Raw genomic sequence first — 21,416 nt, forward strand, 5'->3', positions numbered from 1 at the left:
CGGTGACGGAACCCGTCGCGGCGCGCGACGACGCCCTCGCCACGCTGACCCGGGACCTGGTCGACAGGTACGCCCCGGCACTGGGGCTGCGCCCCGACGCGGTGCGGGTACGCCTCGGCGGGGACGGCCGCCGGGCCGCCAACCACGGCGCGCGGGGGCTGCTGGCCGACCAGGTGGTGCACCTGGCCCCGGGTTTCGACCCGTCCCGGGCCGCCGGGCGGGCCCTGCTCGTGCACGAGCTGGGGCACCTGGCGCAGGCGGGCGGCCCGACGGCGTACCCGGGACGGCAGGTGGCCGACCCGGAGGCCGAGGCGCGGGCGCTGGCCGACGCCGCGGCGGCCGGGCGCGCCCTGTGGCGGCCGGTGGCGTGGCTGCCGGCCGGCGCGGTCGCCGCCGACACCGGTGCCGTGGCCACCCCGCGCCCGGCCACCCCGCCGGCCCCCGACCGCGCGCCCGCCGAGGAGGCCACGACCGGGCCGTTGGAGGCGGAGCTGGGCGCGCTGGTGGACCGCCGGTACCGGGCGGAACGGGCCCGGATGATCGACCTGCTCGACGGGCTGTGGGTCTCCGGCGACGACGTACGCGGCTGCCTGCGCATCCTGGACACCCTGCCGTTCGTGGTCGCCCGCAGCCTGGTGCACAGCCTGCCCGCCGCCCGGCGCACCGACCTGGCGCGCAACCTCGACGACGACCACCACCGCGCCTACCCGCGGGCCGCGCTGGCCGCCCTCGGCGGGCAGACCCCCTACCTGCTGCGGGTGCTGGAAGCCGACAACGTGCACGGGTTGGACACCGACGGGCTCGACCCGGTGCAGCGGCGCACCGCGCTGAACGTGCTGCGGGCCCTGCGGACCGGCGTGCTGCGGGAGCTGCTGGCCGGTGACCGTAGGGCGCACTTCCGGGCGTTGCTGGCCGAGCGGCCCCCGGCGGGCAGCGACGCCGACGCCCTGCGTGAGCAGGTCACCGCGCTGGGTGGGGCGTCGGCCGACGACGAACGGCTCGACCGGGACACCGACCTGGCCACCCGGCTGCGCCAGGTGCAGCGGTCGATCGACGACCGCCGGGCCGACGACGCGCTGCGCCAGCTCGCCGACCTGGCCCCCGCCGCACCCACCGCCGGCACCCCGGCCACCACCGCGCCGGCCGCCGCCGGGCCGCCCGAGCCGGGGCCCCGGCTGCGGTACGCGGTCCGCCAGCTCGACGACGGCGGCCACCTCGACACGCTGCTCGACCAGGTGCCGTGGGAGGAGAAGCGGGTCGACGCGCCGCTCGGCCCCCGGCTGCTGGTCGTCCTCGCCGCCCGCGCGGAGCACCGCAACCTGGCCCGGGTGGAGGGTCTGCTGTCGTACGGGCTGTTCGACTGGGCAATCCGCGACCACGAGGCCCGCTTCGCGTACCTGCTGCTGCGCAGCCTGCCGCTGGCCGCCCAGGACCGGTGGCGGCAACTCGACCAGGGCAGCTGGTTCGACCGGTTGGAGGAGAACATTCCCGCCGCCGACGTGCTCGGCGGCGGCTACACCGGCGTCGGCACCCTCGCCGAGCCGCTGGACCGGCGGCGGCGCAGCGCCGGGCAGGTCGACGCCGACCGGCTCGTCGCCGACATCCACCGGACCGTGCAGGGCGGCCTGGACGGGGTGAACGCCGTCGAGCTGGTCCGCCGGCTGATCGGCTACGACCGGCCGACCGGCGCGACCGCCGGCCCGGATGCCCGGGGGCGGGAGGCGTTGCGGACCGCCGTGCACCGGTTGGACGCGCTGCGGGACCTGGACCGGATCGTCGGCGCGCTGCCGGACGCGTACCTGACCCACGAGATGTGGCGGGCCGAGCTGCTGGACCTGCTCGCCCTGCGCGATCCGGCGCACCTGCAACGGCAGGCGCGCGGTCTGCTCGCGATCGGGCTGACCGACTGGGCGGTGAACCCCCGGGAGGCGTGGCTGGCGTTCCAGCTGGTGCGCAGCCTGCCGGTGGCCGACCAGGCCCGGCTGGCCGCCGAGGATCCGGACCGGTGGGCCCGGATGCAGTCCGGGATGACCCCGCAGATGCGCGCCTCGCTCGCCGTCACCGCGATCTCCGGGCCGCGCCGTGTCGAGGCCCGCGACCAGCTACGGGACCGGCTGCGTGACGACCGGCTCTGGCGGGCCGGGCGGGTCACCGAGCTGCGGTCGCTGATCATCCAGGCGTACGCGTTGGACGACCGGCGGTGGGTGTTCCTGCGGTCCCGGGAGGTCCGCGCGGACCTGCTGCCCGCCCTGGCGACGCTGGTGGCGGAGCTGCGGCTGTACCACGCGACCCGGCGGCCCTCGTTCGACCCGGAGTCGTTGCGCACCGACGGCCTACCGACGGTGGTGGGTGACCTGGCCCGGCTGGTCGCGGTGGGGCTGAAGCTGCTGTTCCTCAGCCGCACCGGGTTGAGCCTGTTCACCGACGAGGTCACCGTCGACGAGTTCGACCTGCACGACGCCCAGTGGATCAGCGGCGACCTGGGGGGTGCCCGGCTGCGCGACACCGACCGGGAACGCGCCAACCGGCTGTCGCTGTCGCTGGACGCCCGGCAGGGGGTGCTGCGGATCAGGCTGCCCCGGCTGGAGCTCGACGGGGTGAACCGCACCTTCACCGGCAGTTCGCTGCGGACCGGCCGGGTCACCCTGACCGACCTGGACATCGTCGCCTCGTTCTCCGACCGGGGCTACGAGCGGCCGGTCGGCGCGCAGGCCGGCATGGGCGCGCTGAGCGTCTCCGACGTGGTGTACGCCAGCGACGGGCTGCCCGGCGGGCTGCTCGGCCTGACCCGGTTCGGGCTGTCCACGCTTGCCTTCCGGGCCGGGGCGACCGGGCAGGAGAACGTGACCGAGCCGGGCCGGCACGGCTGGGTCGGCATCCCGATCATCGATCCGCTGATCCACCTGCTGCACAACGTCATCTCGTTCTACGGCGGGCTGCCGTTCCTGTCCAAGATCAGCGATGCGTTGCTGGCCCCGTACACGGCCGGCGCGCCGTTTCTGGCCCAGCAGTTCACCTCGCTGACCGCCGGGGAGATCTTCACCCCACTGGCCAACGCGACGATCGGACTGCTCACCGACGGGGTGTTCCGGCCACCGCGGACGGTCGGCGAGCGGGTCACCGACGCGGTGGCGATGATGCACTCGCTGCGGGTCAGCTTCTCCAGCGCCACCGCCGAGGGGCTCTCCTTCGCCGGCCTGCAACAGGTCGGCCGGATCGAGGTCGGTCGCACGCTGATCGGGGTGGCCACCAGCCTTCCGGCCCGGCTGCGCGCCGAGCGGGAGTCGCTGCGGCTGCGCCGCGACACCGCCACCGGGGCCGGGCGCGCCGCCCTGGACGAGCGGCTGCGCGCCGTCGACAGCCAGCTCACCACGCTGGAGCCGGCCGAGCGGGAACTGGACCGGTTGGAGGCCCGGCACCGCTGGCACGCCGAGTCACTGTCCGAGGCCGAACGTCGCCGGCTGGTGGAACTGTCCGACCAGCTCCGCCAGTCCGTCGGCGGGGCGATCGACGTCGGCGGCATCCGGGTCACCGGGCTGACCGGCCGGGTCGAGGCCGCCGGGGTGGAGATCGACCCGATCCACGCCGAGGCGTCCCTGCCGTCGCGCGCCGGGGAGTACCTGCCCGACGACGAGCTGATCACCCGGTTCCGCCGCGACCGCGTTCCCGCCGACGCGGCGACGACGGCCCGGGGCAGCACCGGGTCGGCCACCCTCGCCGGGGTACGGCTGCTGCCCGGCCCGGCCGGCGCACCGGCGCTGCGACTGACCGCCGGGGACCTGCCCACCCGGGCCGACGTCACCGCCCAGCTCGCCGCGCTGCCCGACGAGCCCCGCTGGGCGGACCGACGGGCGGAGCTGACCCGCTGGCTGACCGACCTGGACCGGTTGCGGGAGCTGGAGTCGCTGGCCGCCGAACCGGTCGACCCGGCCGGCCGGTACCTGCCGGGACACCGGACCCGGGCCCAGGAGCAGGAGCTCCAGCTGCTGCGGGAGCGGGCCCGCCGGTACTTCGGCGTCACCGTCGGCGGGCTGAGCGTCGGCGGGCTCGACGTCACCCTGGACCCGGCCACCCTCGGCGTGCAGGTGCGGCTGGCCGAGCTGACCGCCACCGACGTCCGCGCCGGGGCCACCGCCGTGGAACGGTTGGCGGCGTCCCGGCTGCGGGTGCGCGCCGACCTCGACACCGTCGGTGGCGGTGTGCTCCCCGCCGAGCTGGCCGGCCCGGCCGCCGCCGCACGTTTGCCGATCGGCCGGACCGCCGTCCGTTTCGGGGTCGGTGAGCTGGCGGTGACCGGGTTCTCCGGGCCGGGCGTCGAGGCCCGGCGGATCGCCTTCACCGCACCGGTGCGCGCCGACGGCTCCCCCGGCGAGGCGATCCACGGCCGGGTGCTGCCCGTCGGTGACGACCTGCGCCTGCCCGACCTGGTGGTGGAGCAGACCGAGCTGACCGGGCTGGCGTGGAACTCCCCCGGCCGCAGCGTCTACGCCCGGGGCAGCACCCGGATCGGTCGGATGAGCCTCGACGTCCAGGTCCGCACCGGCGTGACGGCCGCCGGCCGGCAGGTCCGTGGCGCGCTGGTCCGCAACCTGGTCATCGACCGGATCGACGCCGACCGGATCGGCATGGACGTCACCGACCCGGCACCGGGCATGAGCGTCGAGGTGGTCTCCGGGGCGCTGATCGGGGTGCGGCTGCGCGACCTCACGGTGGACCTCACCGACGAGGGGCTGACCTACGACGGGCGGTTGACCGTCGGCCAGCTCGACCGGCTGCGGTTCGCCGTGGTCTCCCGGGCGGTGCAGGGCGGCCCGACCACGATCACCGGCACCGTGGGCGGCCGGCCGACCGCCCCGAACGCCGCCTCGGTCACCGTGGACCTGATCCGGGCCGGGCCGCACCAGGTCGACCCGGTGACCGGCCGGATCGTCAGCGACCCCACCGACAGCCAACGCATCCAGCTCGACGGGCTGACCCTCACCGACACCACCCTGCGGACCCCGGACGGTGCGGTCACCGTACGCCGGGCGGGGTTGGGTGGCCGGCTGGTCACCGAACGGGCCGGCGGGCTGCGCTTCGAGGACGTCGGCCCGGCCCGCATCGAGCTGGGCGCGATCGACTGGCGGGCCGGCGACGGGCGGATCGTCTCCCGGGGGCCGACAGTGCTGGACGGGCTGACCGCCAGCGGACGCTGGGACAGCACGCCGGAGCAGCGCGACGCCGCCGGTCGGGTCGTCCCGGCCACCGCCGCGCTGCACCTGGAACGGCTGCGCATCGCCCGGATCACCGGGCGGGACCTGCGCTACCGCGACGGGGTGCTCGACGTCGGCCTCGGCCGGCCCGAACCGGTCCCGGCCGGGCAGCCGGACCGGCCACCGCTGGAGATCCTCGACGTGGACCTGCGCGGCCTGCGCTGGTCGGCGGCGGCGGGGGTGACCGCCGGACGGCTCACCACCGGGGTGACCCGGGTGGAGATCGCCGGCCGGATCGACGCCGGGCTGCACGTCGACGGCGCGTTGTGGGCCGCCCAGCTCACTCTCGCCTTCGGTCGGGGCGGACGGATCCAGGCCCGGGTGGTAGGCGGCGAGGGTCACCTCGGCGTCGGGCCCCGGCCTGGCGAACACGACCAGCACGTCGGCATCCAGGGGCTGGACACGGGTGTGGTCAGCATCGGCCCGGACCGGATCGAGATCGGCCCGGACGGGCAGCCGGGGCTGAGCCTGGCGACCATCTCGGTGGACGCGCTGAACTGGCAGGGCGCGGCGCTCGGGCTGCGCATCCCGCCCGGCGCGGGGGCGATCAGCCTGCTCGGCATCAGCGTGCGGGCCCGGGTCGACCTGTGGCCGGCGGGCACCCCCGGCGGCCGGTTCCGCCGACTGCTGCTGCGGGAGCTGGTGGTGCAGCAGACCCGGGCCAGCGGGCTGCTGGTGGACCTGCACGACGGCACCACCATCCGGCTCAACCCGGACGTCGAGGCGGTGCTCGGTGAACTGCGGCTGGTGCCCGCCGCCGGGCAGGACGGCTTCCTGGTGGAGGCGACCCGCACGGCGGAGGGGATGCGGATCCTCGGCGGCCTGCGGATCGGGGCGATCGAGGCGGCCCGGGTCGGCTTCGACATCGGCACGTTCCTGTCCGGCGGCACTGCCGACTTCACCGCCGGTGGGCTCAGCGTCGACTTCCTCGACCACGGTGGGCTGCGGCTCAACCTGGCGCAGCCCACGCTGACCGCGATCAGCGCCCAGGTCACCGCCGACCCGCGCCGGCAACTGCTGTTCCTCGGTGCGCCGACCGGCCGCCCCGAGTACGGGCTGAGGTTCACCTCGATCGGCTACGAGCAGGACCCGGCCGGGCCGGACGGCACGGCGGCCCCCGGCCGGCGGATCTCCGTCCGCGGTGGCGAGGTGACCGGGCTGACCTTCGCCGACGGCGGCCTCGGGTTGTACGTCTTCGTCGAGCAGGGGCTGCTCGGCGACCTCACCCACGACCTGACCAGCGGTTCGGGTGAGCTGCCGTCGCTGGACATCCGCAACGCCCGGTTCGTACTGGACCTGGCCACCATGCTCGGCGGCGGCTCCCCGATCCCGGCCCCGCCGCCCGCCCGGACCACCAGCGCGCAGCGGCGGGCGGCGCTGGCCGGGAAGTGGGACGCCCTGGTGCGGGTGCTGGACGCCTACCGCATCGGCGAGGTGCTGGACAGCCTCAACGGGCACATCGACTTCGACGTCACCCACGACGGGTTCCTGTGGGGTGAGCGCAGCTGGGAGGTGCGGCTGACGTTGCGCGACGGGGCGGTCGACTACCGGCGGCTCACCGGCGCGCTGCCGTGGTGGACCCCGGGCCGGTTCATCGTCGAGGGCGACGACCTGGTCTACCGGGTGCACCTGCCGAGCGTCGCGCCGGAGGGCGCTCCCCCGCCGGACACCGACGTCGACGTGCTGCGGTGGCAGCTCGACACCGGCGAGGTCAGCCAGGCCCGCACCGATCACCTGGTACGGCTCAACCGGCTGCTGCGACCGACCGCCGCCTCCCGCGACGACCTGCTGCACACTATCGCCGACGTGCAGAGCGACGAACCGTCGAGCGGCCCACCCGGCCTGTTGGCGATCGGCAACGTCGACGTGGACCTGTCGGTCAACAACCCCCGGGAGATCACCCTGCCGCTGGGCGGCGGCAACGAGATCGTGCTGGCCCCCGACGCGTTGGTGCACCTCGCCGTCGGCGGCGGGGTACGCCGGGCCGCCGGTGGCGTCGGCCGGCCGGGCCGGCTGCGGCCGGTGTCGTTGCAGAGCGCCACCGTGGCCCGGGTGAACCTGCTCTTCGACGGGCTCGGCCTGTCCACCGGGCAGATCCGGATCACCGAGCTGACCGACTGCACCGTCGACTTCAGCGGGTTGGACCCGCTGTTGATGCAGGGCCGGATCACCCGGGCCGTGGCGGAGCGGATCCGCTGGCGGCGTCCCACCTCTGGAGGCACCCCGTGACCAGTCCCCTCAGCCCCCGACTGCTGCGCGCCGGCCTGGTCGTGCTCGACCCGGACAGCGGGCGCAGCCGCCGGGTGATCACCCTCCAGTACAACCCGGACGCGCTGACCCGCGGCTTCCAGCTCAAGACGGCCGGGGCCGAGGGTGGGGCCAGGGGCGAGGCGCTGCGGATCACCGGCCCGCCGGTGCAGACGCTCACCCTGGAGGCCGACCTCGACGCCGCCGACCAGCTCACCGACCCGCAGACGGTGGAGCTGGGGCTGACCGCGCAGTTGGCCGCCCTGGAGTCGCTGGCCTACCCCAGCCTGGCCGCCGTGCAGGACGCGGCGGCGCTGCTGGCCGCCGGAACCCTGGAGGTGGTGCCGCCGCCGGCGCCGCTGGTGCTGCTGGCCTTCGGACGACGCCGGCTCTGGCCGGTACGGATCACCGAGTTGACCATCACCGAGGAGGCGTTCGACCCGATGCTGAACCCGATCCGCGCCAAGATCCGGCTGGGTCTGCGGGTGCTGACCGTCAACGACGTGGGCACCGACGGCCGGGCCGGTGGCCTGGCCATGGCCGCCCACCAGCAGCTCGAACAGCTCGCCGGGCGGGCGCGCGGCGGGCGGCTGGCCGAACTCGGCATCGACCGGCTGCCATGAGCGACCCGACCGACACCGACCCGGCCCTGGTGGCCGCGCAGAGCCGGGTAGCGGAGACCCTCTTCGCCGCCACCGGCGCGGGGGGCGTCGGCACGCCGGCCCCCGGGGCGGTGGCCCCGGACAGCCGGTACGCCGCCGTGGGCACCACCGTCACCGTCGACCCGGACACCGGCGAGGAGATCGTGCACCTGCGTCGCCGGTTCGTGCCGCCCGCCGAGCGGCTCGCCACCGCCGGCTGGGAACCGGTCGCCGACGGGGACCGGGTCGACCTGCTGGCCGCCCGTACGGTCGGCGACCCCACCGCGTTCTGGCAGCTCTGCGACGCCAACGGGGTGTTCGACCCGGCGGAGCTGATCCGCCCCGGCCAGGTGGTCCGGGTGGCCCTGCCCGAGGGGTTCCCGGGGAGCCTCGATGCCTAGCGGGGTGCGGTTGCAGGTGCTGATCGGGCCGCTGACCTTCCGGCCGGCCCCGATGGAGCTGGTGGCGGCGGTGCAGGAGGCGCAGGTCACCCAGAACGCCGGGCAACGCTCGGGGTTCCAGCTGCGTCTCGCCTTAGGCCGGGGGTCGCTGGTGGAGCGGATGCTCGCCGACGGCAGCCTGGACCCGCCGACCCGGGTGCTGCTGGTGCTGCACGTCGACGGGCGGCCGCAGGTGCTCTCCGACGGGGTGGTGACCCGGCACGACGTGGCCCGCAGCAACGACGCGGGCGCGTCGACGCTCACCCTCACCGGGGTGGACGTCAGCCAGATGATGGACCTGATCGACCTGTCGGACCTGCCGATGCCGATGCCGGCGGAGGCCCGGGTGCTGACCCTGCTCGCCCCGTTCGCCGCGTACGGGGTGGTGCCGATGGTGGTGCCCAGCGTGCTGGTGTTCGCGCCGAACCCGGTGCAGCGGATCCCGGCGGTACGCGGCACCACCTTCGCGTACGTGTCGCAGCTCGCCGACGAGGTGGGCTACACGTTCTACCTGGAGCCGGGGCCGACCCCGGGGATGAACACCGCCTACTGGGGGCCGGAGGTGCGTGCCGGTCAGCCCCAGCCGGCGTTGACGGTCAACGCCGACGCGGGCTCCAACGTGGAGTCGTTGTCGTTCTCCTTCGACGGGGTGCAGAAGACCGTCTACCTGCTCACCGCGTTCCCCGAGCAGGTACGGGTGCCGATTCCGCTGCCGGTGCCCGACGTCAGCCCGCTCAACCCGCCGCTGGGCCGCAAGATCCCGATTCCGCTGTCGTACCGGCGGATGAACGTCGGGCGGTCCAACCCCGACGGCACCGACGACGCCACCGCCCGGATGGACGTCGTGCAGACCCTCGCCCGGGGCCTGGCCCGGGCCGCCCAGTCGGCGAACGTGATCACCGGGTCCGGCTCGCTGGACGTGCTGCGCTACGGCCGGCTGCTGCGCTGCCGCCGGCTGGTCGGGGTGCGCGGGGCGGGCCGCGCCTACGACGGCGAGTACGTGGTGCGCAGCGTGACCACCACGGTCAGGGCGGGCGAGGTCAAGCAGCGGTTCACCCTCGGCCGCAACGCCCAGGTCTCCACCTCCGGAAGGGCACAGCCATGACGACGAGGTACTACGGTAAGTATCGCGGCACGGTGGTCAACCACCTCGACCCGTTGCAGCAGGGCCGCATCCAGGTGACCGTCCCGGACGTCACGCTCCCCCCGTCGAGCTGGGCGATGCCCTGCTTCCCGCTCGCCGGCATCCAGGCGGGCATGTTCGCCGTGCCGTTGCCGGGCACCGGGGTGTGGGTGGAGTTCGAGCAGGGCGACGCCGACCATCCGATCTGGACGGGCTGCTGGTACGGCTCCAAGGCGGAGATCCCGGCGCTGGTGTCGTCGGCCCCGCCGCCCACCCCGCCGATCGTGTTGCAGACCCCCGGCCAGGCCACCCTGATGATCTCCGACGCTCCCGGTCCGACCGGCGGCATCCTGCTCAAGACGCTGACCGGGGCGATGATCTCGATCAACGACACCGGGATCGTCATCTCCAACGGCAAGGGCGCCTCGGTAACCCTGGTCGGGCCGACCGTGGCGGTCAACCAGACCGCGTTGACGGTGACCTGATGCCCGGCCCGTTGCTGCACGTCGGTGCCGTGCTGACCTGCCCGCACACCGGCCCGGTCACCCCGCAGACCGGCAACGCGCGGGTGCTGGTGGGCGGCCTGCCGGTGGTCACCGCCACCGACGCGTACCCGGTCACCGGGTGCACCTTCCAGGTGCCGGTGGGCGCGGGCACCAAACCGCAGCCCTGCGTCCAGCTCCAGTGGACCACCCCGGCGGCCCGGGTTCTGGTCAACGGGCAGCCGCCGGTGCTCGGCACCAGCGTCGGGCTCGGGGTCAGCGCGGAGGGCATCCCGCAGGGTCCACCGACGGTGGCCGGCGTCCAGGTCCGGGCGGTGGCGTCATGACGTACCCGGCGTTTCCGTGGCGGCCCGACAACCGGGGCCGCTCCGGGCTGGCCGGCCCGGACCGGCACGTCGCCGACCTGGTGGAGGCGGTGCTGTTCACCGCGCCCGGGGAGCGGGTCAACCGGCCCGACTTCGGCGCCGGCCTCGGCCAGCTGCTGTTCGCCCCGGTCGACGACGCGGTGGTGGGCACCGCCGAGTTGCAGGCCCGCAGCGCGTTGCAGCGCTGGCTCGGCGAGCTGATCGAGGTCGACGACGTCCGGGTCGACCTGGCCGAGGCGGCGGTGCGGGTGCACGTCGGGTACCGGCTGCGGGCCACCGGCCGCCCGGCACAGGTGTCGGTGGAGAGGGGTGCGGGATGAGCGTGCGCTGCGACGACGACGAGCGGCGGGCCGAGGTGGCCCGGCCGGGCAGCGCGTTCAACGGCATCGACTGGGTCGAGGTGGACGCCGCCGACCAGCGGCTGCTGCACGTGGGGTTCCTGCACCCGCTGCCCGGCCAGAGCGGCGGAGTGCCCGCCGGTGCGCCGCTGGCCGTGGGCAACGTGGTGGTCGACGGCGGGGTCCGGATCACCGGCGTACGGGTGCTCAGCGTCACCGCCGCCGGGGCGGAGCTGACCGTCCGGGTGGACCGGGCCGGTGACTTCTCCCCGTACACCCTGCGGTTGGTTCGTTCGGCGGTGGACGACCGGGTGCCGCCCGGCTTCGACCCGGTGCTGTCGGCGCAGGATTTCTCCTTCAAGGCAAACTGTCCCAGCGATCTGGACCCGGCGCCGGCCGCCCCGCCGGTGCCGCCACCACCGGCGACCACCGCGCCGGCCGACTACCTGGCCAAGGACTACGCCGGGTTCCGGCGGCTGATGCTCGACCGGCTGGCCGCCCTGCCCGGCGGTGTCGACCGGCACCCGGCCGACCCGCTGGTCACGGTGGTGGAGGCGCTGGCCCACGTGGCCGACCGGCTGTCCTACCGGCAGGACGCCGCCGGCACCGAGGCCTACCTGGGCACCGCCCGCAGCCGCATCTCGGTACGCCGGCACGCCCGGCTGCTGGACTACGCGGTGCACGACGGCTGCGCGGCCCGCGCCTGGCTCAGCGTGCGGGTGGCCGCCGGATCGGACGTGGAGAGCCGGGGCCTGCCCGCCGGGACGCCGGTGCTGGCCGCCGACCGGGCCACCCCGGCGGTACGACCCGCCGACGCGACGGCGCTGCTGGCCGGCGGCGCGACCGGGTTTGAGACGTTGACTCCGCTCGCCCCCCGGGCCGCCCGCAACGAGATCGCCCTGTACGTGTGGGGCGGCCGGGACTGCGGCCTGCCCGCCGGGGCGACCCGGGCCACCCTGGTCGACCTGCCCGCCACCGGCCTGGCCGCCGGTGACCTGCTGCTGCTGGAGGAGGTGCTGTCCCCGCGCACGGGTCGACGCGCCGACGCCGACCCCACCCACCGGCAGGTGGTCCGCCTGGTGTCGGTACGCCCCACCACCGACCCGGTGACCGGGGTGGCCGTGCTGGAGGTCGGGTGGAGCGCCGCCGACCGGCTGGCCTTTCCGCTGACCGTCACCGCCTCCGTCGCCGGCACGGGCACCGACCACCTGGTGACCTGTGCGGTGGCCCGCGCCAACCTGGTCGCCGTCCAGCACGCCAGCGCGGTGTCCGGGCAGCTCCCGCCGGCCGCCGAGCACCGGTGGCGGCCGGTGCTGACCGACGAGCCGGTCGCCGCGGCGGTGCCGTTCACCACCGACACCCCGGCCAGCCAGGCCCTCGACCAGGACCCGCGGGCCGCGGTGCCGCTGATCCGGTTGGAGACCACCGAGGGCAGTTGGCGGCCCCGCCGGGACCTGCTCAACGCCGACCGCTTCGACCAGGGTTTCGTGCCGGAACGGGAACGCGACGGCCGGGTGAGCCTGCGCTTCGGCGACGACGTGTCGGGGCGGCGGCCGCCGGCCGGCACGGTCTTCCAGGTCGCCTGGTGGCGCGGTGGCGGCGCGGCCGGCAACCTCGGCCACGACGCGCTGACCACCCTGGTCACCGACCGGGTCGGGCTGCTCGCCGCGACCAATCCGCTGCCCGCCGTCGGCGGCACCGACCCGGAGGACGTCGAGCACGCCCGGCAGCACGCCCCGGTCGCCTTCGCCACCCAGGAACGGGCGGTCACCACCGCCGACTGGGTGGCGGCGGCGCGGCGGCTGCCCGAGGTGGCCAACGCCACCGCCCGGGTCCGCTGGACCGGTTCCTGGTGGACGGTCTTCCTCACCCTCGACCTGACCGGCGGACAGCGGCTGGCCGACGAGCCGGAACTGGCCCGCCGGCTGGCCGGGCGGCTCGACCGGTTCCGGGTCGCCGGCTACGACCTGCAACTGCGCGACCCGGTGGACCTGCCGGTGGAGCTACGGCTGTGGGTGTGCGTCACCGGCGGCGCGTTCCGCTCGGACGTGCGCCGGGCCCTGCTGGACCTCTTCTCCGCCCGGGACCTGCCGGGTGGGGGGCGCGGGTTCTTCCACCCCGACCGGTTCAGCTTCGGCACCCCGCTCTACGTCAGCCAGCTGCTGGCCGCCGCGGTCGGTGTCCCCGGGGTCACCGACGTGAGGGTGACCGAGCTGCACCCGGTGGGGGTGGCCGCCGGAGCGGAACTGGACGCCCGGGTGCTGCGGGCCGGCGACACCGAGGTGATCCGCCTCGACAACGATCCCAGCGTGCCGGAGCACGGCATCCTGCACCTCGACCTGGTAGGTGGACTGTGACGTCACGAGTGGGTCGGGAACCCAATCCGCCCGGCCGGGCCGCCATCGGGTACCGGCTGGGCCGGCAGGCGGACTTCGCCGCCGAACTGGTCGACCGGCTCTCCGGACGGCCGGAGCTGGCCGGGCTGACCACCCGGGAGGTCGACGATCCGGCGGTGGCGCTGCTGCACGCCTGGGCGACCACCCTGGACGTGCTCGCCTTCTACCAGGAGCGGATCGCCAACGAGGGTTTCCTCGGCACGGCCACCGAACGTGGTTCGGTGCTGATGCTGGCGCGCGCGATCGGCTACGAGCTGCGCCCCGGGGTGGCCGCGACGACGTGGCTGTCGTTCACCGTCACCCCCACCCCCGGCGCCCCGGAGGGGGTGCCGATCCCGGTGGGCAGCCAGGCGCAGAGCGTGCCCGGCCCCGGCGAGCTGCCGCAGGTCTTCGAGACGGTGGCCCCGCTGCTGGCCCGCCCGGAGCTGAACGCGGTGGGGTTGCGGGTCACCGCGCCCCGCGCGCCCCGGCCCGGCGACGACACGCTGCACCTGGCCGGCGTCGACACGGTGCTCACCCCGGGCACCGCGCTGCTGGTGCTCGGCCCCGACTGGTACGACGTGCGCCGGGTCCGCTCGGCGACGACGGTGCTGCCGGGGGTGGTGGCCGCGTCCGACGGCGGCGCGGTGGTGCCGGCGTACACGGTGGTCGGGTTGGACGCGGCGGTGACCGCCCGGCCGCTCGGCACGGAGCTGCGCCAGTCGGGCCGGGAGGTGCAGGTGCACCTGCTGACGCAGCGGGCGGCGCTGTTCGGCCACCAGGCGCAGCCGTGGGCGGCGTTGCCGGTGGCGTTGCGGGTCGGCGAGTTGAACCCGGGCACCAACCAGGTGCTGCCGGGCGCGTACGCCACCCGCAAGGACAGCTGGGTCGACGCCCCGCTGGGTGCCGCCGAGCGGACGCTGCACCTGGACCAGTCGTACCCGTCGGTGGTGGCCGGGTCGTGGCTGGTGCTGGAGACCGCCGGGGTGGCGCAGCTGCGTCGGGTCGATGCGGTGGCGGAGTCGCCGGTCGCCGACTTCGGCATCGCCGCCCGCACCACCCGGGTCACCGTGGCCGGCGGCGACTCGAACACGTTCACCCGCCGTAGCACCACCGTGCTCGGCGGGAGCCGGCTGCTCCCGACGGCCGCCGCGCCGCTGACCGCCCCGCTGGCCGCGACCGCGACCCTGGAGCTGGCCCGCCCGATGCCCGGGCTGGAACCGGGCCGGCCGCTGGTGCTCACCGGCGTCGACCCGGACGGCGGGCCGGTCGGCGAGGTGGTGACGGTGCTGCGGGTGCGCGACGCGACCACGGTGGACCTGACCGCGAACGTGACCCGGCGCTACCGGCGCGACAGCGTCCGGGTGCTGGGCAACGTGACACCGGCGACCCACGGCGAGAGCCGGGCCGAGGTGCTGGGCAGCGGCGACGCGCGGCAGGCGTTCCCCCGGTTCACGCTGCGGCACGCGCCGCTGACCCACGTGCCGGCGGCGACCGCGAGCGGATCCCGCACCACCCTCGCGGTCTGGGTCGACGGGGTGCGCTGGCAGGAGGTGCCGGCCCTGCTCGGGCAGGCCCCCACCGCCCGGGTCTACACCGTCCGGCGGGCCGACGACGGCGTCGTGACGGTCACCTTCGGCGACGGCCTGACCGGGGCCCGGCTGCCGACCGGGCGGGACAACGTGGTGGCCACCTACCGCAGCGGCGTCGGGCGGTCGGCCGACCTCGCGCCGGGACGGTTGACGATCCCGCTGTCGCGGCCGCTGGGCCTGATGGAGGTGGGCAACCCGGTGCCGGCCGCCGGGGCCGACGACCCGGAGGGGGTGGACCGGGCCCGCCGCAACGCGCCGCTGGCGGTCCGCACCCTGGGCCGGGTCGTCTCGCTGGCCGACCACGCCGACTTCGCCCGTGCCTTCGCCGGGATCGGCAAGGCCCGCGCGGACCTGGTCTGGGACGACGCCCGGCAACTCGTCCTGCTCACCGTCGCCGGCCCGGACGGGGCGGAGATCCCGCCGGACGCGGCGGTCCGCGCCGACCTGCTGCGGGCGCTGGACGCCGCCCGCCAGGCGGCGGTGCCGGTGCGCATCCTCGGTCACCACCGCCGCCGGGTGGCGGTGACCGCCCGGCTGCTGCTGGCCCCCGGGTACCGGTTCGCGGCGGTCTCGGCCGCCGCCCGCGCGGCGCTGGTCGCCGGGTTGAGCTTCGACGCCCGCGACTACGCCCAGCCGGTGCGCGCAAGCGAGGTGCAGGCGCTGCTGCACCGGGTGCCCGGCGTCGCGGCGGTGGTGCTGGAGCTGCTCTACGACGCCGGGCAGTCGCCGGCCCGGCTCGACGTGATCACCGCCGCCCCGGCCCGTCGGGTCGGTGACGTGCTGCTGCCCGCCGATCTGCTCACCGTGGACGCCGGTGACGTCACCCTGCTGGAGGCATCGTGAGGGTCGAGGAGATCTGGGACCTGCTGCCGGCCGCCCTGCGCAGCCGGGACGAGGCGGCCGGCGGGATGCTGCGCGCCCTGGTGGAGGTGCTGGCCACCCAGGCCGCCGCGCTCGACGCCGACATCGACCAGCTCACCGACGACTGGTTCGTGGAGACCTGCGCCGAGTGGGTGGTGCCCTATCTCGGTGAGCTGGTGGGGGCGGGCCAGCTGCATCCGCTCGTTGACGGCGGCGGGCTGTCCGACCGGGCCCGGGTCGCCGACACGATCCGGTTCCGCCGCCGCAAGGGCACCGCCGCCGCCCTGGAGGAGCTGACCCGGGCCAACACCGGCTGGAGCGCCGCCGTCGTCGAGTTCTTCGAACGGCTGGTGGCCACCCAGCACGTCAACCACGTCCGGGACGCGCCGGCCACCGCGTCGATCCGGGCCGCCGCGCCGTTGGAGCTGGTCGGCGGGCCGTTCGAGACGGTCTGCCGGACGGTCGACGTGCGGGCGATGGACACCGGGACCGGCCGCCCCAACATCGGGCACATCGGCCTGTACGTGTGGCCGCTGCCGTCGTACCGGCTGGACCGGGCGACGGCCGCGCCGGTCGTGACCCCGTCGGACGGCCGGTGGTGGATCGACCCGGTGGGGGTGGGCCGGCAGTTGACCGGGCCGACGGTGACCGAGCCGGACATCGACCACCGGGCCGACGAGGCGAACGTGCCCGGTCCGCTGCGCCGTCGACCGTTGCGCGACGAGCTGGCGGCGCTGGCCTCGGACAGCCCGCCGTCGGCGGAGCAGCGGCGCTGGTTCCGCGACGACGACCCGTCGTTCGTGGTGTGGATCCAGCCGACCCCGGCCGACGAGCTGCGCCCGGTGCCGCTGGACCTGCTGCGGATCTGCGACCTGGCCGGCTGGGAGCTGCCGACCGGCAGCGTGGTGCGGGTGGACCCGGTGCGTGGCCGGATCACCGTCGCCGCCGGCCGGCCGGTGCACCGCCTCGCGGTCTCCTGGTGGTACGCGTTCAGCGCCGACGTCGGCGCCGGCCCGTACCCGCGCCGGGGCGACCTGGGGGCGGCGGACGGGCCGGTGGACTGGCAACTCGCGGTGAGCGTGACCGAGCCGCCGCGGGCCGGGGAGGTGGTCGCCTCGCTGGGTGAGGCGGTGACCGCCTGGCACGACTTCCAGGCCGCGCACCCGGGCGGCACCGGCCGGATCGTGGTGCTGGACAGCCACCGCTACCGGGAGAACCTGGCGGTGCGGGTGGGGCAGGGCAGCCGGTTGAGCGTGCTGGCCGCGCAGTGGCCCCGGCCGCCGGACCGGCCCCGCCGGCAGACTGACCTCGACCCGGTCGGGGTGCGGCCGTGCCTGCTGGGCACCCTGGCGGTCACCGGGGGCGGCGTCGGAGACCGTCCGGGTGAGCTGGTCGTCGACGGGCTGCTGGTGGCCGGGGCGGTGACCGTCACCGCGCCCGCCGGGGGCGGGCCGGGCCTGGGCCTGGTCGAGCTGCGGCACTGCACCCTCGGGCCGGCGGCGACCGGGCTGACCGTCGCCGCCGGCAACGACCGGACCCGGGTGGTGGTGCACCGCTGCGTGACGGGTGCGCTGACCACCACCGACGGCCCGTTGACCGTGACGGACACGCTGGTGCACGGCCCGGTCGCCGCCGGGGACGCGGCGGCGGAACTGGCTGGGGTGACGGTGCTGGGCACCACCACGGCGCGGGTGCTGACCGCCACCGACTGCCTGTTCGACCAGCCGGTGACGGTGGCCCGCCGGCAACAGGGGTACGTCCGGTTCAGCTACCTGCGGCCCGGCTCGGTCACCCCGCGCCGCTACCGCTGCCAACCGGACCTGGCCCAGCAGGCCCACCCCGACGACCCGGACGTGGCCACCCGGGTCGGGCCGGCCTGGGCGAGCACCCGCTACGGCGACGCCACCTACGGCCGGCTCGCCGCCACCGCCGCCACCGAGTTGCGTACGGGGGCGGAGTCCGGGGCGGAGCTGGGGGCGTTCCGTCGTGCCCTGACCCCGCAACGCCTGCACAACCTCACCCTCGCGCTGGCGGAGTACCTGCCGCTGGGGCGGGTGGCCGCTGCCCTGCCCGTCCTGCCGACCGGAGGAACCACACCATGAAGGGCGACATCAGCCGCGTCACGTTCGACCAGCGGCGGCACGCGACCAGCGTCCGCAAGCAGCAGGGCCGGGTCGACCTGGACGCGGACTGGAACGAACAGCAGGACATCCAGGCGCACCTGCGGGCCACCGCGCTGACCGACGTGGTCGGCGCCGCCGGTGCGCCGCTGGTCGGTGGGGCGTTCGGGTTGACCGGCGGGGCCGACCTGAAGCTGTCGGCCGGCCGCTACTACCTCGACGGGGTGCTCTGCGAGAACGACACGCCGGTCTCCGTGTTCGCCCAGCCGGACCTGCCGGCCGCCGGCCCGTTCGTCCGCAAGCCCGACGGCACCTGGCTGGCCGCCGGCACCCCGGTGCCGCCGGGGGTGTACGCCGCCTGGTTGCAGGTGTGGTCGCAGCACGTGACGGCGATCGAGGAACCGGCGCTGCGGGAGGTCGCCCTCGGCGGGCCGGACACCACCACCCGGCTGCGGACCGTGTGGCAGGTACGGCTGTTGCACGTCGGGCCACCGAACATCCCGGTCGGCTGCGCGGACACCCCACCCGGTTGGGCGGAGCTGACCGCCCCCTCCACCGGCACCCTCGCGGTGCGTGCCGACCCGACGGGCAGTTCCGGCGGTGACTGCGTGATCCCGACCGGGTCGCCGTACACCGGGTTGGACAACCAGTTCTACCGGGTGGAGATCCTCACCGGCGGGGCGCCCGGCACGGCCGGGTACGTCTGGTCCCGGGACAACGCCGCCACGGTGGCGACCTGGGAGAGCATCGACGTGGACGTGCTGACCGTGAAGGTCCCCGGCCGCGACGGCAGCGCCGGCTTCACCAACGGCTCCTGGGTGGAGTTGACCGACGACGGCCGGGAGCAGAACGCCCTGCCGGGCACGCTCGTGCAGGTCGACCGGGTGGAGGGGGACCGGATCGTGATCCGGCCGGGCACCGCCACCGGCAGCCTCGACCGGGCCGACTTCCCGTCCCGGCCCCGGGTGCGCCGCTGGGACGGCCGGGGCACCGTGCCGGCCGGCGGCGGCGAACTGGACCTGGAACTCGGTATCAAAATCCGGTTCTCGGCGGCGGGCACCTTCCGCACCGGCGACTGGTGGTCGTTCCCCGCCCGCTCGGCGGTGCACGACGTGCAGTGGCCCCGGGTCGGCACCACGCCCGTCGCGCAGACCCCGCACGGGCCGCGCCGGGCGCACGGCCGTATCGGCGTCGTGAGCTGGGACGGCAGCCAGTGGAGCGTGCTGCGCGACTGCCGGCCGGTGTTCGCCCCGCTGACCGGGCAGGCCACGCTGAGCCTGCTCGGCGGGGACGGCCAGGAGGCGGTGCCGGTGCCGGGCAACCCGGCGACCCTGGTGCCGCTGGGGCACGACCTGGTCACCGGGGTGGCCATGGGCGGCCAGCCGGTCGCCAAGGCCCGGGTCCGGTTCACCGTCACCGGCGGGGCGGGCCGGGTCACCGCCGGGGCGGTCACCGCCAGCACCGTCACGGTGGAGACGGGCACCGACGGGCGGGCCCGGTGTGCCTGGCAGCTCGACTCCGCCGCCGCCAGCCAGGAGGTCACCGCCCAGCTGCTCGACGAGGCCGGCCAGCCGGTCCACCTGCCGGTGACGTTCACCGGCGCGCTGTCGCGCGCCGACCGGGTGTCGTACGACCCGACCGGGCGGCCGTCGCTTTCCGGGGCGACCACCGTGCAGGCCGCCATCAACCAGCTCGCCGCGTCCGCCACCGGTGGCTGGGCGACGATCACCATCCGGCCCGGCATCGACTGGGTGCAGGCGCTCACCACGCTGCCCGCCGGGGACGTGCTGATCTGCTTCGCCCCCGGCCTCTACACCAGCACCGTGCCGGTCACCTTCACCGGCCGGGCCAACATCCGGGTGCTGGGCAGCGGGCCGGCCAGCCGGATCCGGGTGCAGGGACAGGAGTACGCCCTGATGTTCGTCAACTGCGGCACGGTGTCGGTGGCGCAGCTGGCGGTGGAGACGCCGGGCCCGGCCGACGTGCAGGGGCGGCTCGGGCCGGTCTCGGCGATCAACTGCGCCGACGTGACGATCGACCAGTGCCAGCTCACCGGGGTGGCCGGCGCGTCGCCGCGGAGCACCTGCCTGACCGTGCGCAACGACCAGGGCACCCCGCCGGGGAAGGTCCGGGTGCTCGACTCGGACTTCCTCGTCGGTCACGGCCAGCAGGGTGTGCTGCTGGTGAACCCGGACCACGCCGTGGTCACCCGGTGCCGGTTCTCCTGCCCGCCCCGGCCGGCCTCGTTGACCCTGGCCGAGCTGGTCAAGGACGAGAAGTTCCGGGGGCAGCTCGCCACCCAGCTGGTGGGCCGGCTCGTCCTGGACCGGGACGACCGGCTGGAGACGGGTGAGTGGAACACGGCGCTGCGGGTCGGCCGGTGGGGCGTGCGGATGAACTCGATGGTCCCGCTGAGCGAGTGGAAGACCCTGGCCACGCTGCGCCCGCCGACCGCCGAGGAGCTGCGCACCGCGCAGGGCGCCGGGGCGTACGTGCTGCGGCTGGCGGACGTGGCCACCGAGGACCCGGCCCAGTTGCCCTCGTACAAGCGGCAGCTCGCCTCGCTCAAGGGGCGGCTCGGGCAGAACGCCGGGCGGATCTTCGACACCGACGAGGGTCGCAAGACGCTGCGGGACTACCTGGTCGGTGAGGGGATCGACGTGCGGGAGGCCGACGGGATCGCCAGGGACCGCCGCGAGGTGGCGTTGCCCGTGCCGGGGGCGAGCCTGCGGTTCGACTCGGCGTTGAGTCAGGGCGCCTGGGAGGCGGCGGTGGCGGCGTCGCCCCCGTCACGTCCGGTGCAGACCCCGTCGGCGGCGGCCCGGCACCTGCGCGGTGTCGCCGACCGGATCCTGCTGGAGCCGGCCTTCGGCGAGAGGTACGCCGGCGGTTACCGGCAGGAGCTGACCGCTGCGGCGGAGGTGTCGGTGGGGGCCTGTGCGGTGGTGATCGGCGGTGGCACGGTCGTCGGTGACGTCGAGGTCTCCGACTGCCGCATCGACCAGATCGCCGAGGGCGTGCACATCGGTGTGTCATACCACAAGGGACCGCCGATCCAGGCCCGGACCATCCGGGTCACCGGCAACGACATCCACCTCTACAAGGCGTGGTGGCGCAACGCGAGCACGATCCGGGGCATCAAGATCGGCAGCGTCCGCAACGTGTTCGTCTCGGACAACCGGATCTCGGTGGCCGCCGGGACGGGTGTCGGCATCTGGGCCTTCGCCGCGGGCGGCCCCATCATGGCGATCCGCGACAACCTGGTGCAGAACTGCGAGCCGGCGATCCTGTGCAACCCGTCCTGGTCGGGGGCTCCGGCGAAGCGGCTGTGGTCGGTCACCGACAACGTCTCGCTGAACGGCGCCATCCAGGTGAGCGGGGGTGCGCGCAGCACCGGCAACGTCAGTTGAGCTGTCACAAGGGCGACTGCACCGGCCGGCAGGCGGGCCTACGCTCATGGTGACTGCCACTTAGCGCGGTTGCGGATCGCAGATGTGGTCTAGGGGTTCAAATCCTCTGGTAGTCGCCAACAAGCGGCGGGGCGGGCCTTCGGGTCCGC

The 21,416-nt window shown here is 75.5% G+C and carries 11 protein-coding genes; all 11 read left to right on the top strand.

What is annotated here, in order from left to right:
• The first annotated feature begins 2 nt into the window (after nucleotides 1-2).
• The 11 genes from ACN260_RS14725 to ACN260_RS14775 are packed head-to-tail and all read left to right on the top strand — an operon-like array spanning nucleotide 3 to nucleotide 21,267.
• Complete coding sequence (locus ACN260_RS14725) at nucleotides 3-7,481, top strand: eCIS core domain-containing protein (RefSeq protein WP_422756503.1); 7,479 nt, start codon at nucleotides 3-5, stop codon at nucleotides 7,479-7,481.
• The gene (locus ACN260_RS14730) at nucleotides 7,478-8,122 is read left to right on the top strand and encodes a hypothetical protein (protein WP_422756504.1); all 645 of its coding nucleotides are present in this window, start codon (nucleotides 7,478-7,480) and stop codon (nucleotides 8,120-8,122) included. Before ACN260_RS14725 ends, ACN260_RS14730 begins: the two co-directional genes overlap by 4 nt.
• Entirely contained in the window at nucleotides 8,119-8,541 is a 423-nt protein-coding gene (locus ACN260_RS14735) for a hypothetical protein (RefSeq protein ID WP_422756505.1), read from the top strand. The genes ACN260_RS14730 and ACN260_RS14735 overlap by 4 nt, the downstream gene beginning before the upstream one ends.
• Nucleotides 8,534-9,685: a hypothetical protein gene (locus ACN260_RS14740; protein WP_422756506.1), complete on the top strand. Its 1,152-nt coding sequence runs from the start codon at nucleotides 8,534-8,536 to the stop codon at nucleotides 9,683-9,685. Before ACN260_RS14735 ends, ACN260_RS14740 begins: the two co-directional genes overlap by 8 nt.
• Nucleotides 9,682-10,188: a phage baseplate assembly protein V gene (locus ACN260_RS14745; protein WP_422756507.1), complete on the top strand. Its 507-nt coding sequence runs from the start codon at nucleotides 9,682-9,684 to the stop codon at nucleotides 10,186-10,188. The genes ACN260_RS14740 and ACN260_RS14745 overlap by 4 nt, the downstream gene beginning before the upstream one ends.
• Nucleotides 10,188-10,532, top strand: coding sequence for a hypothetical protein (locus tag ACN260_RS14750; protein ID WP_422756508.1), 345 nt, complete (start codon nucleotides 10,188-10,190; stop codon nucleotides 10,530-10,532). The genes ACN260_RS14745 and ACN260_RS14750 overlap by 1 nt, the downstream gene beginning before the upstream one ends.
• Nucleotides 10,529-10,891 (top strand): GPW/gp25 family protein, encoded by a 363-nt coding sequence (locus ACN260_RS14755; RefSeq protein WP_219461715.1) that lies wholly within the window; start codon nucleotides 10,529-10,531, stop codon nucleotides 10,889-10,891. The genes ACN260_RS14750 and ACN260_RS14755 overlap by 4 nt, the downstream gene beginning before the upstream one ends.
• A complete protein-coding gene (locus ACN260_RS14760; RefSeq protein WP_422756509.1) occupies nucleotides 10,888-13,266 on the top strand; it encodes a baseplate J/gp47 family protein in 2,379 nt (792 codons plus the stop codon). Before ACN260_RS14755 ends, ACN260_RS14760 begins: the two co-directional genes overlap by 4 nt.
• Nucleotides 13,263-15,719, top strand: a complete 2,457-nt coding sequence (locus ACN260_RS14765) for a putative baseplate assembly protein (RefSeq protein ID WP_422756510.1) — start codon at nucleotides 13,263-13,265, stop codon at nucleotides 15,717-15,719. Before ACN260_RS14760 ends, ACN260_RS14765 begins: the two co-directional genes overlap by 4 nt.
• Nucleotides 15,716-17,839 (top strand): hypothetical protein, encoded by a 2,124-nt coding sequence (locus ACN260_RS14770; protein WP_422756511.1) that lies wholly within the window; start codon nucleotides 15,716-15,718, stop codon nucleotides 17,837-17,839. Before ACN260_RS14765 ends, ACN260_RS14770 begins: the two co-directional genes overlap by 4 nt.
• Nucleotides 17,836-21,267, top strand: a complete 3,432-nt coding sequence (locus tag ACN260_RS14775; RefSeq protein WP_422756512.1) for a DUF6519 domain-containing protein — start codon at nucleotides 17,836-17,838, stop codon at nucleotides 21,265-21,267. Before ACN260_RS14770 ends, ACN260_RS14775 begins: the two co-directional genes overlap by 4 nt.
• Nucleotides 21,268-21,416 lie beyond the last annotated feature (149 nt).

This window comes from Micromonospora sp. WMMD708, assembly GCF_049315245.1.
GTDB lineage: Bacteria > Actinomycetota > Actinomycetes > Mycobacteriales > Micromonosporaceae > Micromonospora > Micromonospora wenchangensis.

Excerpts from the sequence above, each read along its gene's own strand:
- ACN260_RS14735 (WP_422756505.1), top strand. The coding sequence starts at position 8,119 with ATGAGCGACCCGACCGACACCGACCCGGCCCTGGTGGCCGCGCAGAGC.
- ACN260_RS14740 (WP_422756506.1), top strand. The coding sequence starts at position 8,534 with ATGCCTAGCGGGGTGCGGTTGCAGGTGCTGATCGGGCCGCTGACCTTC.
- ACN260_RS14745 (WP_422756507.1), top strand. The coding sequence starts at position 9,682 with ATGACGACGAGGTACTACGGTAAGTATCGCGGCACGGTGGTCAACCAC.
- ACN260_RS14750 (WP_422756508.1), top strand. The coding sequence starts at position 10,188 with ATGCCCGGCCCGTTGCTGCACGTCGGTGCCGTGCTGACCTGCCCGCAC.
- ACN260_RS14755 (WP_219461715.1), top strand. The coding sequence starts at position 10,529 with ATGACGTACCCGGCGTTTCCGTGGCGGCCCGACAACCGGGGCCGCTCC.
- ACN260_RS14760 (WP_422756509.1), top strand. The coding sequence starts at position 10,888 with ATGAGCGTGCGCTGCGACGACGACGAGCGGCGGGCCGAGGTGGCCCGG.
- ACN260_RS14775 (WP_422756512.1), top strand. The coding sequence starts at position 17,836 with ATGAAGGGCGACATCAGCCGCGTCACGTTCGACCAGCGGCGGCACGCG.